The sequence below is a fragment of the Streptomyces sp. NRRL S-337 genome (assembly GCF_000720175.1).
In the GTDB taxonomy this organism is placed as follows: domain Bacteria; phylum Actinomycetota; class Actinomycetes; order Streptomycetales; family Streptomycetaceae; genus Streptomyces; species Streptomyces siderophoricus.
Genome location: NZ_JOIX01000063.1, coordinates 1 through 14,079, shown reverse-complemented (window position 1 = coordinate 14,079; position 14,079 = coordinate 1). Strand labels below are relative to the sequence as shown.

Genomic DNA, 14,079 nt, shown 5'->3' with positions numbered 1-14,079 from the left:
CGCGGGGCGGTGTGCCGGGGCGGGCCGGTGGTGCACCGGCCCGCCCCGCGCGTCACCGGTACGACTCGTAGGTGCTGGTGCCGTCGTCCTCGGTGGTGACCGTGGGGGTGGTGGGGGTCGTGCCGGTCCGCTGCCGCGAGCCCCAAGTGGGCCGGTTGCGGCGGGACTTGGCGGACCGGGTCTCCTCGCCGAGGGAGAGGCTCAGCCCGTCGCTCAGCGGGACGGTGCCGTTCGCCGGCAGCCGGGTCCGCCCGGCGCCCCGCTCGCGCAGCCACGCGCCGCCCTCGGGGCTGCGCTGGATCGCGTACCGGCCGTGGTTGCGCCGCTCGATGCGCGGGCTGCGGTGCGGTTCGACCACCGCGAACTCGTACCACTGCTTGTGGCCGTGCCCGGCCGGGTGCGTGGCGAGCACGTCGCCGTCCTCGGAGACCAGTTGCAGCATCAGGCCGTACGGGTTCCGGCGGCCGCGCCACTGCCGCAGCCAGGCGAGGACCGCGGCGACGACCGCGGCGAGCACCGCGGCCGCGATGAGGAACGCCCACCAGTACGCGTCCCAGATGCCGGGCTCCGGCGTCACCGTCACCGACAGCGGGGACCGCACCACCGTCCGGTCGTGGTCGGTGGTGTCGACGGCGGTGACGGTGCCGCCGAGCCGCAGTCCGTCGTCGTCGAGGCGGTCGCCGAAGGCATCGGCCGGGCCGAGGCGGACCGTCACCGTCCTGGTGCCGGAGTCCTCGGGCTTCAGCTCGATCTCGGCCGGGCTGACCGACACCAGCCCCGGCTGGAGGTCGGCGACCGACAGCCGCAGGGTGTGCGGGGTCTTGCCGGTGTTGTGGACCGCCAGGGTGCCGGTGACCTCGTCCCCGGGGTGGGCGTCCGCGGCCGGCAGCCGCAGCGTGCCGGACACCGGCAGCACGTCCGGCGCGACCAGGCCGCTCTCGCTGCGGGTGTCCGCGCTCAGCCCGGAGGCGGTCAGTGTGCCGCTCACCTTCAGCGCCCCGTCGGCGCTGCGCGGGATCGTCACGGAACCGGTGAACGAGCCGTCGCTCGCGGTGGGGTCGTTCCCCTTCCCGTCGTCGGTGAGCTGCACCGGCACCGCGGCGAAGCCGTCCCCGGTCAGCTCGCTGCGGACCCGCAGCCCGGCGTAGTCCCGGGGGTCCTTGATCTGGTAGCCCTCGCGGGTCTGCAGCCGCATGGTCACCGTGGCCTTCCGGCCGGCCTGCGGCGACGGCGGGTCCATGGTGATCGCGCCGCGCAGTTCGCCCTGCCACAGCACGCTGACCCCGACCGGCAGCGAGCGGTGCCCCTCGGGGGCCTCGGCCTTCACCTGCCACACGCCGGGCACCGGGTCGACGATCTTCAGCGCCTCGACGGTGTCCCCGGCGCCCGCCAGCTCGAAGTGCGACTTGCGGTACGACCCCGTGGTGGGCACCTGGTGGCCGTTCGGGTCGATGTAGGTGATCGTCACCTCGGGGTCGCTCTTGTCGACCACGATGCTGCCCACGGTCGCCAGCGGCGAGATGCCGACCTCCAGGGTGGCCGGCGGCCGCTGGGGGCTGGTGCCCGGCTGGTAGCGCAGGCAGTGCGCCGCGGCGAAGATCTTCTCCAGCTTCGGGCCGAGGTCCTTGGCGCCGGAGACCTTCTCGGCCTTCGGCAGCGCCGAGGGCAGTTCCGTACAGCCCTTCTGGTAGCCGCCGGCGGCCATCCGGTCGAGCTGCTCCTTGTCCGGGTCGGGCCCGAAGCCCAGCGGCCAGATCTGCACCCCCTGCGCCCGGGCGTTCTTCAGCTCCCGGTCCAGCTGCCGCTCGCCCTCGTCCTTGCGGTGCGCGGGGTCGCCGTACTGCGGGCTGCCGGTGACGTCCATCTGCCCGTCGGTGAGCAGGAACAGCACCCGCGGCACGGACGCGTCGGTGCCGGAGCTCAGTTCGTGCACGCCCTGGCGTATCGCACTCGGGAAGTCGGTGCCGGTGCCCTCGCTCTTCTTGCGGCTGCGCAGCTTGCCCACGCACCCGCCGATCGAGTCCCGCCCGGCCGCGTCCAGCGTGGTCCGCGGGCACACCGGGTCCACCGCACGCTGGTCGTTGGACTCGGCGGCGGCGAAACCGAAGACCGTGACGTGGGACGCCGAGGAGACGTCGCCCAGCGCGATCCGGGCGGCGGCGGCCTTCTCCGCCTTCATGTCGTCGGGTGCCAGGCTGGCCGACTCGTCCACCGCCACCGCGTAGTTGACGGACTTGAAGGCCGGTTTCGACGCGGCCGCCGGCACCGGATCATGGGCGGCGGGCGCCAGCAGGGATATGAGCACCGCGGCGCCGCCCAGCACACGGACCGCGCCGCGCCGCGCCCAGCCCCTTCCGTTCCGCCGTTTTCCCCTCACTGTTCCCACGGCCGTCCCCTTATTTCGTTTCTGCGTCGTGTGCTTGGTGGTGCGCCGCCGCCGGCGGCGCCGGGCCGGCCGCGGTCAGCGCGCGGTCAGGCTCCAGGCCAGGGCCAGCGCCGCCGAAGGGGCCAGCGCGCCCACCGCCCAGCGGATGGCCCGGTATTTGGCGGACAGGATCGAGCTGACGTCCACGGCCTGGATGAGCAGCCACCCGGCCGGGTCCCGGCCGGCCGCGGCGATCTCGGCGGCCAGCCGGGGCAGGTCGTGGGGGGCCAGCAGATCGCCGAAGTAGGTCACCCCGTCCTGCGTGCGCAGCGTGCCGGTACGCGGCAGCAGCGCCCGGACCAGCGCGGTCACCGCGACCGCCCAGAGCATCCCGGCGGCGACCAGAGTGAGGTCGGCCGGACCGCGCCAGTCGGGCGCGCCGTGCCACCCGATCAGGAACGCCGGCAGCGCCAGCGCCCCGGAGAGCAGCACGGCCGCCTTGGAGTCGGCCCGTCCGAGGTCCTCCCGGACCGTGTTCAACAGCCGTTCGGCGATGCGTTCCCCCGCCCGGTCGTGGCCGTGCCGACCCCCGTCCGGCACCGGCACGACCGGGTCGGGGGAGTCTGTGGTCCCCCGGTCCGCCGTCCCCCCGTCGGCCGTCATCAGTCCTCCTCCGCCCAGGACCATCCGTCGTCACGGCTGCGCCGGCGGCGGCGCGGCGGTTCCGGCTCGGCGGTGGTCGCGCCGTCGTCGGCCGGGTCGTCCTTGTCCAGGTACGACGGGCGCCCGGCCCGGGACGGCGGGTCGTCCGAGACCCAGTCCGGGGTGAACGGTTCGGACGTGCCCGGGCCCAGCTGTGGCGTCTCCCGGCGGGCGGGCAGCGAGCCGATGGGCCCCTGGACGCGGTGCCGGCCGCGGTTGAGGAGCTCCAGCGCCTGGGTCTCCACGTCGGTGGAGTGGATCTGGCCGCTGTCGACCATGGCGAAGAGCCGGTCGATGCGCTCCTTCTCGTCGGCCCGGCCCTCCTGGCGGATCTTCTCCAGGAAGTCCTTGGCCGCCTCGGGCTCCGCCGCCAGCATGTAGCTGAGCTGGTCCAGTTCGCCGCCCTGCAGCATGTCCCGGAACTTGCTTTGGTGGACCCGGGTCACCTCCGCCGAGGCGTGTGCGTCCCGGATGTCGTCCATGTGATGGATCGTCCGGTCGTCCACCCGCAGCCGTACGTACAGCCGCACCCGCAGCCCGAGATCGGCGCCCAGGTCGTCCCAGCGCCCGCCGGCGCACTGCCGGGTGATGGCACGGTCGGCCTGCTCGGCCTGGTTCACCGGGAACTCCGCGGAGACGTCCCGGAGCCGCTCCAGCGTCGGCGCGGTGAGCCGCTGGGCGACATCGGTCACCACCTCGGTGGCGGCCAGATGGGGATCGCTCACCGTCCAGTGGATCTCCACCTCGGCCTTGAAGAACGTGGTGCCCCCGGCGGCCGGCAGCTCCAGCTGCAGCGTCGTGACGAACGTGCCGAGCGCGATCTCGCAGATGGTGTGCGGCCGGGCCAGTGCCCGCTTGTCGTGGTGCTCGATGCCGCGGACGGTGGCCACGCTGTAGCCGCCGTTCCGGTAGAACAGCACCGACGCCGTCCGCGCGCTCGTGTGCCGGAACGGGCCCGTCGGCGCGTACTCCCGCAGGAACGGACCCGCGGGCCCCGGGCCGGCCGCCCCGCCCCCCGCCACGCCCTGGTCGTCAGCCATGCGTTTCCTCCTGGTACCTCTCGCCCGTCCGGTCCCGCGGCGGGACGGCGAGCCACCACAAGGAGCGCGCCTGCGCGTCGGGGAGCGGATTGTCCGGATCCTTCATCATTCGGCGCAGCAGCCAGTCCAGCCGCCGCCGGTCGTGCTCCTCGGTCGCCAGCGCGGGCAGCAGCGCCGCCAGCCCCGGCTGGGTCCACTCCCCGCCGTCCTTGCGCACGGCAGTGCGCAGCAGGGCCTCCAGCGCGTCCATCGCCACCTCCTGCGACCGTGCGGTGTTCAGCGCGGTCCACATCAAGTCGGCCATGGGGGCGACGAGTTCGGGGTGCGCGACGGCGAGGGCGAGCGGCAGCGGCCAGTCCCCGCGGCCCCCGAGCCCGGAATCGGGCTCGGCGTCCAGCACCTCGTCCACCTTGGTCACCGCCAGCCGGACGGTGGTCACCAGACCGAGGTCCTGGTACGGCTCGCGCCTGTGGTGCGTCCACTCCGCCATCCGCCGCAGCACCGTCGCCCCGTCCGGCAGCGCCAGCAGCCGCACGACGTTGAACGAGGCGACCGCCAGCTGCTCCCCGTCGTCCCGGACCCCGATCCGGGCCAGCGCGTCGAGGGCGTCGTCCGTGGTGGCCGCGGCGTTCCCGTAGCCCAGTGCCATCGCCGCGGTCCAGCGCAGCGACTTCGTGCCGTACCGGCTCCAGTCGTCGACCAGCCGCCGCACCGCCTTGCGGTGCGAGGCATGCCCGGCCGCCTGGTCCATCGTGGTGGCCGCGAAGATCCGCCGGCGCGGCGTGCCCGCCTCGGCGAGCGGCCGGATCAGCTCCGCGTAACCGTGGTCGAAGTCCCGTACGCACAGCTCCCCGGCGGCCACCGCGGCCCGCATCCACACCTGGGGGCGGGGGTCGTCGGCCAGCAGCCGCAGCCAGCGCACCACCGGGCCGCGGACCGGGAAGTGCCGGTCCCAGACCTCGCTCAGCACCGCGCCGGGCAGCGCCGCCCCCCGGTACCAGATCAGCTGGGCGGGCACCTCGGTGCCGGCCACCTCGACCTCGCCGTCGGTCAGTTCGGCCCGCGACAGCGCCAGGTCGGACTCCGGGTCGTCGCAGAACAACGGCCGGGCCGGGGTGTGGTCCGGATCGCTCTGGACGGACAGTTCCCAGGTCAGCAGGTGTGCGGCGGAGGCCACCGCGCTGTGTGAGGCGCCGCCCAGGACGGCCAGCGCGATCCGGAACGCCACCGGGTGGAACAGCGCCGCCGTCCCCGGCCGCCGCCCCGCGCTCCCGTCCGCGGCCGGCGGCGGCGCGGCCAGCGCCCGGTCCACCCCGGCGAACCACTCGTGGGCCTGGCCCGCCGCGAGACTCCGGCAGCCGGCCAGCAACTCCTCGTAGGAGACGCCGTCCAGCAGGTGCCCGGCCAGCAACGAGGCGAGCAGTTCGGCCTCGGCGGGGCGCAGGTCGTTCAGCCCGACCGCGTCCCTGATGTCCGTCTGCTCCGCCAACTCCTCGGCACGGGCGAGGAGTTCGGCCACCCGCGCCCCGCCGTCCGGCCCGTCGTCCCCGGCCGCCGCGACATGCTCCTCCAGCCGCTCCCGCAGCCGGGCGGTGCGCAGTTCCTGCGTGGGCACCGGCGGGCAGAGCATCCCGTACCGCCCGGCCAGCAGCGGGTTCGCCGCCGAACCGACCGTCACGACGATCACCGCGAACGACTCCCGCTCGTCCAGCGCCGCGGCCAGCCCGTCCAGGTCCATCGCGTCCGGCGGCAGCGCACCGGGCTTGCCGAGCGACAGCTCCAGCAGATAGCCGGTGCCGTGCCGCTCCTCCAGCGAACCGGCCAGCTTCGGCACGCCGCCGTCCGTCTCGACGTCCACCCGCAGCACCCGCGGCCCGGACCCGGACTCCTCGCCCGGACCGTCCCCGGTGAGGGCGGTGACCTCGTCGAGGAGGGACAGCGCGGTGCTGGTGCGCCCGGTGCCGGGTGCCGCGCCGAGCACCAGCAGCCGGCGGGCCCGCAGTGCGTTGCGCAGCCGTAAGTACCCCTCCGGTTCGACGTGCACCCGCCGGAGCCGGCGCAGTTCGTCGTCCGGCACCGGCCCGCTGCGCACCCCCGCGGCGGCCTGCCGGGCGTCCATCCGCAGGTGGATGTCCCCGATGTGGGCGCTTCGGATGTACGAACGGTCGAAGCTGTTCAGGTCCCGCCCGGTGTCGAACAGCATCCGGGTGGCGCGGCGGGCCCGCGACGCGGCGGCGAGGTCGGTCGGGTCGTCCTCGCTCTCCTCCCCGGCGAGCGGATTGGCGGTGTGCTCCTTGAACCGCCCCGCGGCGCGCTCCCGTTCGCGCTCCCGCTCCGCGGCCTCGCTGTCGGCGGAGTCCCCGTCCCCCTTGTCGTCCGCCCCGCGCCCCCGGTCGTCACCGTCCTTGCCCCGGGCCTGGTGCGCGCCCTCCGGGGACGGCCCGCCGGCCGCCTTCGGGGCCTCGGGCTCGGCCGGTCCCCCCGCCTGCTCCTCCTCGGCCACGTGCCTCAGCCCTTCCGCCGCTCGGCGTCACCGGTGATCCGCCCGATGTGCACGCCCTGCTGGTAGACGTTGTCGTGATTCCGGGACATGTCGCCCCGGACGACGTACCGGTCACCGCCGGACCTGCCGCCCCGCGCGTCCCCGCCGCGGTCGACGTCCTGGTCCTCGATGTCGTCCTCGTCGTGGTGGCCGTCGTCGTGGTGGTCCGATCCGTCGTGGCCGCCCACGCCGGCCGCCTTGCCGCCCTCCCCCCATGTGTCCGCCACCGTGCGGGCCCGCCCCTCGCCCGGATCGAGGCCGTCCGGTATCGCCGGTGCGTCCCGTCCGGGAAGGTGGAACCAGGCGTTGACCGCGCCTTCCTTGAGCGCCAGCCGGGCCCGGGAGTAGCGCGTCGGCTCGATGAACTTGCCGCCGCTGCGGACCACGTCCTCGTACAGCGACTCGGACACCACCAGCACGAGGTCCGCCCGCTCGGCGTCCAGCAGCTGCCGCCCGACGGGGGAGTCGGCCAGCCGGCACGCCAGGTCGACCGCGCGCCCGCTGACCCCCCGGTCGTCGCGCCGCACCGGGCCGACGTGCATGCCCACCCGCAGCCCCAGGGGGACCCGCAGGCCGCGGTTCTCCTCCCGCAGGTTCTCGCGCACCTCGACCATCCACAGGCCGAGCAGCCGGGTCACCGAGACCCGGCCGGCCACCGACAGCAGTACGCCGTCGCCGCGGTCCTCCATGTGGACCGCGTCCCGCGCCACCTTGGCGTGGCTGAACGCCGTTTCCAGGACCCGGTAGATCCGGGCGCGCATCTGCGGCTTCTCCGCGTCGTCGTACTCCCCGGAACGCCGGGCGTCGACGCTGATCACCAACTCGTAGTGCGCCTCCGCGACATCCCTCGCGTCGTCGTCCACCCCGAGCCCCCTGTCCTGCCGTTCTGTTCGATTGCCGTCCCCATCAGCTTCCGGCCCGGGACCGAGGCCGTCTGTAGCCGTTTACACACGCCGGGCGTGCGCTCTGCTCGTCATGTCTGCCCCCCCTGCCAGGCCCGTCCGCGCCGCGCTCCGGTGCGCCGCGTTCACTCCTGGTGGCCCTCGGCGAGGAGGGCGAGCAGCGCGGGGTCGAGGATCTCCACCATCCGGTTGCCGGTGCGCACGACCTTCTGCGTACGCAGCAGCCGCAGGGCCTTGGCGACGGCTTCGCGGGTGGCCCCCACGGTGGCCGCCAGCTCGTCCTGGGCCAGGTGGACGACGGTCCCGGGTCTGGAACGGCCGGGTACGGGCGGGGCGTAGGGGCCGGCGGGCTCGACCCGGGACAACTCGCTGAGCCGGGTGGCCAGTCGCTGCAACACGGTGAGCGAGGCGAGCGCGGACCGCTCCTGGTCGGCGCTGCGGAGCCGGAAGGTGAGCTGGCGGATCACCAGTCCGCTGACCCGCGGGTGCAGGGCGAGGAAGCGACGGAACGCGTCGCCGGAGATGACCTGGGCCTCGATCGGCCCCAGGGCGCGCACGGTGGCGCTGCGGGGATGGTTGTCCAACGCGGCCATCTCCCCGAGGAGTTCACCGGGGCCGCGCAGGCCGAGTATCAGCCGGGTGGCACCGCGGTCCGTGGCCACGGAAACGGTCACCCAGCCACGCAGAATGATCATTACGTGACTGGACCGGTCGCCCTCCGTCAGGAGATGGGCGTCGGCCGCATAGCGCTTCCGGCTTCCGCAGGCCATCACGCTCTCGTTCTCCTGGGCTGTCAGAGCCCGCGCAAAAGCCAGCTCGTCGCCGAGCAGCCCCATGGCCACTCCCCCCACGGCAGTCCGTATGGCCGGTTTTTCGTAGGCGTTGATGGTCGCAGAGTGACGCTTTGGGTCGAGTGAATTACGCCACACCCCGCATACTCGGCAGTACTCCCCGAACCCCCAGGTGAACCGCCCCACCCCGAGTCGCCCGCAGCGCCCACACCCCTCACCATCCAGCCACCGGCCCGCACCCCTCAGCCAATGACCCGGAGGTCAGACCCCCGCCCACCCGAGCGGCCCCCGCCGGTCCTAATTGGCCAAAACTCGGGTTTCCGCCAACGGATCGGTAATTCCATTCCGCACAAGAGGAGTCACTCCTTCCTCCACGCCACCACCTCCAAGATCCAAAAACCCTGAGTTTCCGCACTTCACCGCCCTGTCCGCGCTCGCCCCGCTAGGGTTCCCTGCACATGGCGAGTATGTGACGTAGCGCACACGCCGTACAGGGGGCCGGCGGGATTCGGTCCCGGCGCGGCGGTACGCAATCTGGGGGCCATATGCGCAAGATGCTCAAGGGTGCGAATGTCGGCTTGTCGGTGCTGAGCGAGAATGTCGGTTCCGTGCTGATGCGCCTGGGGTGGAGCAGCACTTCCGGGGAAGGTGATGCGGATGTTTCCGTGCTCCTTCTGAACGAGCACGGCAAGGTGCGCAGCGACGTCGACTTCTACTTCTACAACCACCCCGTCGCTCCGGACGGCAGCGTCCAACTCCTCGGCAAGACGCCGGCCGGGGACGGGAACGAGGACCGCATCAGCTTCGACCTGGAGGCAATTCCGCCGGAGATCGAGCGGGTGGTCGTGGCCGCGAGCCGCTACGGCGGCGCCCGGTTCGGGGACCTCAATGACCTGCATCTGACGCTGGCCGACGGTGCGGGCGAGGACGTGCTCCAGTTCACCGCCGAAGACGCCGGAGACGTGAGCGCCTTCCTCTTCGGCGAGCTCTACCGGCGGGCCGGGGAATGGAAGTTCCGGGCCATCGGCCAGGGTTACGCCTCCGGCCTCGCCGGTCTCGCGACGGACTTCGGGGTGAACATCGAGGACGACGCGGCGGATGCGGCCGAGGGCGAGGCGGCCGAGGGCGAGGTGGTTGCGGAAGCCGTTCCCGTTCCGGCCCCCAGGGCGCCCGCGAGCGGACCAGGAGCCGCGCCGGCCAAGACACTCACCCCGGCCGGGAGCCCCACCTCGGCCGAGCGGAAGAAGGCCACCCGGCCCCGCACGGCCCGCAAGAAGATCACGCTTCCCCAGCAGTCGAAGAAACCGCTCGCCGAGAACGACGCCTGGCGGGCGGCCCGGCTCTTCCCCGTATCGGCTCTCAGGAGCGACCGCGAGCGCGAAGTGCGGGCCACTTCCGTGCTGTTGGCCGTCATGGCCCAGGTACCGGAGTTCGGCCGGCGCCTCACGGCGGCCTTCGGCGCACCCGCTGGCCGGATGGAGACGTTCACCGAGGTGTCGCTGCCGCACGGGGACGCTCCCAAGCGCCCGGACGGGGTCGTCCGGGTGGAACGCGCCGGCAAGTTGTGGACCGCGCTGATCGAGACGAAGACGAACGGCCACCCGCTCAAGGCGGAGCAGGTGCAGGCGTACCTGGACATCGCCGCCCGGCGCGGTTACGAGGCGGTGATCACCCTGACCAACGACGTGGCGCTGGAAGGCAGCCCGCTGGTCGACGTGAAGACGGACGGCCGGCGCAAACACAAGGTCGCCCTGTGGCACCTGTCCTGGGCGGAAGTGGCGCACCAGGCGCAGATGCTGATCCACCACGAGGGCGTCGGCAATGCCGCCCATGCCTGGCTGCTCCAGGAACTGCTGCACTACCTCCAGCACGAGAACTCGGGCTGCCACGGCTTCCAGAACATGGGCTCCGCATGGGTGCCGGTACGCAACGCCATCGACGACGAGACGCTGTGCCAGGGGGATCGGCACGCCGTCGAGGTGGTCGAGAGCTGGGAGCGGCTGGTCCGGCAGGTCTGTCTGCGGCTGGGCGGAGAACTCGGTCGGAAGGTCCTGCCCGTTCAGCGTGCCCGGCGCGGCACCGATCCCCGAGCCCGGCGGGCCGTTCTGGCCGAGCAGTTGTGTTCCGAGGGGCGGCTGCAGGCCGAACTGCGCATCGAGGACACGCCGGGCCCCCTCACGCTCGCGGCGGATCTGCGGACCGGCAAGTTGCGCACGTCGATCGAGGTGGCGGCGACCGAGCAGGGCTATCCGCTCACCGGGGTCAAGCGGCTGATCCGCCGGCTCGCGGCGGCGCCGGCGGATCTGCACATCGAAACCCTCGTCGACGGTCCCGGTACGGGTCCGCGCGGGACGTTGGAGCGACTGCGCCCCGAGCCCGCCGACATCCTGCCGAAGGACGGTGCGCAGATCACCGGTTTCCGCCTGTCGCTGTTCAAGAGCATGGGCAGCGGCCGCGGCAATGCCGAGTCGGGCTTCATCCGCAGCGTCGACAATGCCGTGGACCGATTCCATGCCGATGTCATCGCCCACCTCGAACGCGGGGGGACAAGATGCCGGGCGTAATCGGTGCCCGCCGTCGGGAATTTTCGGGTCAGAGGCGGCGTATCCGTGCGGCGATCCCGTGGCCGAGCAGAAGGTAAATCACCGCGGGCAGACCGAAATTGAGGAATACCCGCAGTCCTTCGGTGTCCATGGTGAAGATGTCCTGGGACCAGCCGGCGAGCCAGTCGGCCAAACCGTGCACAAATCCGACGAAGACGTTTCCCCGGTTGGCCTCCAGCAGGTACAGCAGGATCCACAGGCCCAGAACGCCTGCGGCGATGTCCGCGATCGTGTGGATGACCAGGGCCGTCCGGTGTGCCCCGGAGCCGTCCCGGCTGCGCCGGTGGATGTCGGGATTAACGTTATAGGGGCCGTAATTGTCGTTTACCGGCATGTGTTCATGAGGGCTGTTCATGCCCCCTTACTTGCCTCGCCCGAGTACCCAAAACCTCTGTTGAACCTGCGATTTCATATCGGTTCCAAGATCTCTCTGAGCGTGGGCCGAACTGCCTTGTTCCGCTGCCCATTTCACTGTTTACCGTGGGCCCGCTCATTGGCCTGCCGTGTCCCGTATACGGCAGGCATCTTGCACACTCCGGGGAGTTTTATGCGCAAGCGCGCAATTTTGCGATGTGCAGGAGCCAGGCGGCCGCCGGTGACCAGCAGCTGGTCACCGGCAACCGGCAGGACGTACGGGCGCGGCGCCGGATCCCCCTCGTCACACCCGGCGCCACGCCCCTACGGGCGGAACGGCCGCACGGCGGTCGGGCCGTCGCTGACGTGCAGGATCGCGTCAGCCGCGTCGAGGCTCGCCTGATCGAGCGGGAAGTACCCCTGCTGGGGAGTGGTATCGGTCCGCGTACGGACCGGAGTCGCCGTGGTGGCAGCGGTGACCGCACCGGCCGCGGTCAGCCCCCAGCCGGTGATACGGCCCTGCAGGATCGCCTCGTAGGTGTCCGCCGCCGGCTCCCGGAGCCCGAGGGTGTCGCTCCTGCCCAGGCTGCTGAGGACGACGGTGTACCGCTCGTCCAGCAGGGACCCCACGATGGCGCCGGCGGAGAACCAGTCGAGGTCCATGTCCGCCATCCGCATGCTGCTCGGGTTCCTCTGCAGGTGGAGGTTGTGGGCGAAGACCAGGGTCGGTCCCCGTGGGGCCTCGATGCTCCGGATGTCGAGGAGGTTCTGCGCCATCAGCGCGTCCCGGGTGGCGAGCAGACGGGAGATCCGTGCGCTCTCGTCGATGCGCTGCGCCGCCTGCTTGTGGTAGCGCAACAGGCCGAGGCCGGCGGTGAGGTGTGTCCTGGCCCTCGACCACTCGGCACGTGAGGTCGCCGCGATCAGCCCCGGGGCGCGCGCATGGAGCGAGGTGAGCATGTCGTCCGCGAGCGTCCGCAGCCGCTCCGCCCCGGCCGAGTCACCGACCGACATCGCCGGGTCCAGGATCGCTTCCGCGCGGCTCCACCGTTCGTCCTCCCCGGCGAGGCGCGCGAGGTCATCGCCGGGGTCGAGCCCCAGGTAGTCGCGGGCGTACTCGATATAGCCGCGCGGGCTGGGTGCGCTGGTGTTCTCCATCTCGGCATCGAAGCCGTGGAAGGCCAAGCGCTCCGCTTCCGGCCGGTTCTCGTTGTACTCGCGCATCCAGGCGATGAGTTGCCGGTTGGCGAGCAGCTCTCCGAAGTCGCTGGAGAAGCCCTCCGTCATCACCGCGTCGAGCGTTCCGGCTCCGCCCTGGACGAAGTCGTTCACGGTGAGGGCGGCCACCCGATCGATTTCGAGGGCGATCGACCGGAACCCGTGGTCGGCCAGCTGACCGAACAGCTCGTTGCGGATCCGCCCGAAGGCGGGCTCCAGATGCGTCGGCTCACCGAGCGCCAGCAGCTCACATGTCGTACTCACGAAGTCGCGAAGATCCTGACTCATGAGCCTCAATCGTAACCTTGAAAGCACGGTTGATACTTTTCAAGCGCGTGCCGCTCCGCTGCACGATCGGCTTCCCCCAAAGTCTCCAACAGGTGATAACCATGCGCCCCTCCGACCTCGCGCGCGAGCACGGCCTCTCGACCCAGGCGGTCCGCAATTACGAACGGGACGGTTTCCTCCCGCCCGCGGAGCGCACGGCCAGCGGCTACCGCATCTACACCGAGGTGCATGCGGCAGCGCTCCGCGCCTTCCTCTCCCTCGTCCCGGCCTACGGGCACGCGGCCGGCGGCCAGATCATGAACGCACTCCACCGCGACGCCCTCGACGACGCCCTGGTGCTCATCGACCGCGGCCACAGCCAGTTGCTCCGCGACCGGGAGACCCTCGACGCGGTGCGGAAAGCGGTCGATCACCTGACGGCGGCGGGGGACGCCACCACGGACCCCTCGACAGCCCCCGCCACCCGCACCATCGGCGAACTCGCCCACCAACTCCGCGTCACCCCGGCCACCTTGCGCAACTGGGAGGACGCCGGCATCCTCACCCCCGCCCGCGACCCGCTCACCGGCCACCGCAGCTACGGTCCGGGCGACATCCGCGACGCCGAGTTCGCCCACCTCCTCAGGCGCGGCGGCTACCTGCTGGACCACATCTCCACCGTGGTCCAGCAGATCCGGACGGCCGGCGACACCGACACCCTGGCCACCGCCCTGGACGACTGGCAGCACAAGCTCACCACCCAGGGCCTCGCCATGCTCACCGCGGCCACCCACCTCAGCCACTATCTGACCCTGCTCAACCACCCCGCGGCATAGGCGCTCCCCTCGCCCCGCCTGCGGTGCTCAGGTCCGCTCGCTCCCTCTGACCCCGTGCCCCCACACCACCAGCGCCATGAGCACGGCGACCGCCCCGCCCCACGTCATGACCGTCGAGGCGGACGTACGGTCCACCACCACACCGCCGAGCAGTGCGCCGAGTGCAAGGGTGGCCTGGAAGGTCGCGGTGAACAGCACCGAGGCGGCCTCCGGGGCCTGCGGGGCGGAGCGGGCGAACCAGGTCCGGGACGCGACGGGGACGGCGCCGTACGCGCTTCCCCACCCGAGCAGCAGCGCGACCGCGCCGGTCCGGCAGGTATGCGACCTGGTGGTGGGACTGCCCCTCGCATTCCTGCCGTGGCCGTCAGCCGCGTCCGGTGAACTGCTGCCCGACGCCGAGTCGGCGCAGGTCGGTGAGGACCTTGGGGTCCTGGGCGTCGAGCCAGTCACAGAGCTGGC

The 14,079-nt window shown here is 72.2% G+C and carries 10 protein-coding genes and 1 pseudogene; 2 read left to right on the top strand and 9 right to left on the bottom strand.

Annotated elements, in window-relative coordinates; genetic code table 11:
• Window positions 1–52 precede the first annotated feature (52 nt).
• From IG62_RS0131085 to IG62_RS0131060, 6 genes are all read right to left on the bottom strand, one after another.
• Complete coding sequence (locus IG62_RS0131085; RefSeq protein WP_107053084.1) at window positions 53–2,386, bottom strand: VWA domain-containing protein; 2,334 nt, start codon at window positions 2,384–2,386, stop codon at window positions 53–55.
• Between the two features lie 75 nt (window positions 2,387–2,461).
• The gene (locus IG62_RS0131080) at window positions 2,462–3,028 is read right to left on the bottom strand and encodes a Pycsar system effector family protein (protein ID WP_030810843.1); all 567 of its coding nucleotides are present in this window, start codon (window positions 3,026–3,028) and stop codon (window positions 2,462–2,464) included.
• Window positions 3,028–4,107, bottom strand: a complete 1,080-nt coding sequence (locus tag IG62_RS0131075) for a hypothetical protein (protein WP_030810840.1) — start codon at window positions 4,105–4,107, stop codon at window positions 3,028–3,030. Before IG62_RS0131075 ends, IG62_RS0131080 begins: the two co-directional genes overlap by 1 nt.
• Window positions 4,100–6,610 (bottom strand): hypothetical protein, encoded by a 2,511-nt coding sequence (locus IG62_RS0131070; RefSeq protein ID WP_030810837.1) that lies wholly within the window; start codon window positions 6,608–6,610, stop codon window positions 4,100–4,102. Before IG62_RS0131070 ends, IG62_RS0131075 begins: the two co-directional genes overlap by 8 nt.
• A gap of 5 nt (window positions 6,611–6,615) precedes the next feature.
• Complete coding sequence (locus tag IG62_RS0131065; RefSeq protein ID WP_030810834.1) at window positions 6,616–7,512, bottom strand: hypothetical protein; 897 nt, start codon at window positions 7,510–7,512, stop codon at window positions 6,616–6,618.
• A gap of 164 nt (window positions 7,513–7,676) precedes the next feature.
• Entirely contained in the window at window positions 7,677–8,387 is a 711-nt protein-coding gene (locus IG62_RS0131060) for a Crp/Fnr family transcriptional regulator (protein ID WP_030810831.1), read from the bottom strand.
• 500 nt (window positions 8,388–8,887) lie between these two features.
• On the opposite strand from IG62_RS0131060, the gene IG62_RS0131055 reads away from it, so the two are divergent.
• Window positions 8,888–10,906, top strand: coding sequence for a TerD family protein (locus IG62_RS0131055; RefSeq protein ID WP_030810828.1), 2,019 nt, complete (start codon window positions 8,888–8,890; stop codon window positions 10,904–10,906).
• Window positions 10,907–10,934: 28 nt separating this feature from the next.
• Here IG62_RS0131055 and IG62_RS0131050 read toward each other — a convergent pair whose 3' ends face one another.
• Window positions 10,935–11,279 (bottom strand): hypothetical protein, encoded by a 345-nt coding sequence (locus IG62_RS0131050; protein WP_030810825.1) that lies wholly within the window; start codon window positions 11,277–11,279, stop codon window positions 10,935–10,937.
• Window positions 11,280–11,623: 344 nt separating this feature from the next.
• Window positions 11,624–12,805 carry an erythromycin esterase family protein gene (locus IG62_RS0131045; RefSeq protein WP_030810822.1) on the bottom strand — a complete coding sequence of 394 codons (1,182 nt, stop codon included), beginning with the start codon at window positions 12,803–12,805 and terminating at the stop codon, window positions 11,624–11,626.
• 101 nt (window positions 12,806–12,906) lie between these two features.
• Between IG62_RS0131045 and IG62_RS0131040 the strand changes: the two genes are divergently transcribed.
• The gene (locus tag IG62_RS0131040) at window positions 12,907–13,620 is read left to right on the top strand and encodes a TioE family transcriptional regulator (RefSeq protein WP_199812549.1); all 714 of its coding nucleotides are present in this window, start codon (window positions 12,907–12,909) and stop codon (window positions 13,618–13,620) included.
• Between the two features lie 27 nt (window positions 13,621–13,647).
• Here IG62_RS0131040 and IG62_RS45480 read toward each other — a convergent pair.
• Window positions 13,648–13,926 (bottom strand): annotated as a pseudogene (locus tag IG62_RS45480) (MFS transporter); the annotation flags it as partial.
• Window positions 13,927–14,079 lie beyond the last annotated feature (153 nt).